Here is a 2,247-nt window from a genome sequence, read left to right as displayed (position 1 = left end):
CTGTCTCACGACCATCCTGACAGCCAGCGTCAGGCCGCCACAAAGGCACACGGGCGCGTCAGCGCACGAGGAGACGCTGGAGCACGTCCGAGATCGTGATCAGCCCGACGACCTGCCCACCGTCGGTGACGGTGGCGAGATGGTTGCGGGTTTCCCGCATGGTCCGCAACGCCTCGTACACCGGGACCACGGCCTCGACGGTCAGCGCGGGCCGCATCAGCTCACCCGCGCTCACCTCGGGTGCGTGGAGGCTGTCGCGTACGTGCACGACCCCGTCCACGTGACCGTTGCCGCGCACCAGCAACCGCAGGTGCCCGGTCCGGCGGGCGGTCTCCCGGATCTCGGCGCCCGACGCATCCGGCGGCACGCTGCTCGGCCGGTCGTTCGGGGCGACGATGTCGCCGACCGTCAGCGCTTCCAGCTCCAGGGCGCTCGTCAGATGGCCGTGGTAGCGCTCGTCGAGAGTGCCCACCGTGGCCGAATGCTCGACGAGGTGCCGCAACGCATCCGGATCCTGGCCGGTGGCCACCTGATCGACCGGCTCCACCCCGGCCCTGCGCAGGCACCAGTTCGCCATCCGGTTCAGCTGCACGATGACAGGTCGGGTGAACCACATGAACACCCGCATCGGGATCGCCAGCATCGTCGCCGACTTCTCCGGATGCGCGATCGCCCACGACTTCGGTGCCATCTCCCCGACCACCAGGTGCAGGAACGTCACGATGATCAGCGCGAGCACGAATCCGGCGACGTCGGCCAGCCACATCGGGGCACCCCAACCCGCGATGAGCGGGGTCAGCCAGTGATGCACGGCCGGTTTTGTCACCGCACCCAGCGCCAGGGTGCACACCGTGATGCCGAGCTGGGAGCCGGCGAGCAGGACCGACAGTTCCGTCGCGCTGCGCAACGCGGCCCGCGCGGCACGGCTGTGCGGGGCAGCGTCCTCGAGGCGGTGCCGTCGCGCGGCGATCAGCGCGAACTCGACGGCGACGAAGAACGCACTGGCCGCGATCAACGCGACCGTCACGGCCGCCACGATCCAGGGGTTACTCATCGATGTTCACCTCGGGCTCGGTACGGACGGTGACGTGCAGCGAGGACGGCACGTGCTTGTCGATGGCCCGCACCTCGGCGACCAGGGTGCGGCGGGGGAAGCGATCGTCGCTCACCAGGTCGGCGGGATCCGAGCCCAGGGCGATCTCGACCCGATCGCCGACGGCGGGCAGGCCGCCGAATTCGGCGATGACCAGCCCGGCGAGGGTCTCGTAGTCGCCGTCGGGCAGCGTTCGGCCGAGCGTTCGGCCGACCTCGTCGAGATGCGCGGTGCCGCGAACCGTCCAGCCGTCGCCGGCACGCACGATCACCGCGGTGTCGGACTCGGGATCGTGTTCGTCGGCGATCTCGCCGACCAGTTCCTCGGCGATGTCCTCGACGGTGACGACCCCGGCGAAACCGCCGTACTCGTCGATGACCAGCGCCATCTCCTCGTGGGCCTCGCCGAGGCGCGCGAGGACGTCCGGCAGCGGCAGCGTGGTCGGCACGATCACCGCGGACCGGTGCACGGAGCCGGCGGTGCCGCCGGTCCGGTCGAGTTCGAGCAGGTCGTGCAGGTGCACCACACCGTGCAGGTCGTCGGTGGAGGCACCCACGACCGGGTAGCGGGTGTGGCCGGTGCTCATCGTCGCGAGCACCCGATCGACGGGCTCGTCGACATGGACGACATCCACCCGGGCGCGCGGAATCATGGCGTGCTCGGCGGTGCGGGTGGGGAAGTCGAGAATGCGGTCGAGCAGGGTCGACAACTCCGGCGGCAGCTCTCCGGTGTCGCGGGACTCGGCGACGATGTGCTCGAGATCGCGGACGGTTGCCGAATGTTCCACGTCGTGAACGGGTTCGATCCGCAACAGCCGCAGCAGCAGATTCGACGCCGCGTCGAAGAGCGTGATGAGCCAGCCGAACAGTTTCAGGTAGACGGTCGTCGACAGCGCCAGCTTCCGCGCGACCGGCTCGGGACGGGCGATGGCCAGGTTCTTCGGGAACAGTTCCCCGAACACCATCTGCACGACGGTGGAGAACAGCACCGCAAGCACGGTGCCGACGGCCACCCCGACGGCGGTGGGAACACCGACGCCGCCGAACAACTCGCCGAGGCCGCTGCCGATGAGAGGTTCGGCGACATAGCCGACGAGCAGGCCGGTGACGGTGATACCGAGCTGTGCGCCGGACAGCATGAACGAGGTGCGGCGG

2 protein-coding genes are annotated in these 2,247 nt (G+C 69.6%); both read right to left on the bottom strand.

Going from position 1 to position 2,247, the window contains the following annotated elements; all coding sequences use genetic code 11:
- Positions 1–58: 58 nt before the first annotated feature.
- Positions 59–1,054, bottom strand: a complete 996-nt coding sequence (locus ACN675_RS28890) for a hemolysin family protein (RefSeq protein WP_420754072.1) — start codon at positions 1,052–1,054, stop codon at positions 59–61.
- Positions 1,047–2,247, bottom strand: a 1,201-nt coding sequence (locus tag ACN675_RS28885) for a hemolysin family protein (protein ID WP_420754071.1), incomplete at its 5' end; no start/stop codon positions are given. The genes ACN675_RS28890 and ACN675_RS28885, both read right to left, overlap by 8 nt.

It is taken from the genome of Rhodococcus sp. O3 (assembly GCF_048897285.1).
Lineage (GTDB): Bacteria > Actinomycetota > Actinomycetes > Mycobacteriales > Mycobacteriaceae > Rhodococcus.
This window is presented reverse-complemented; position numbering and strand designations above follow the sequence as displayed.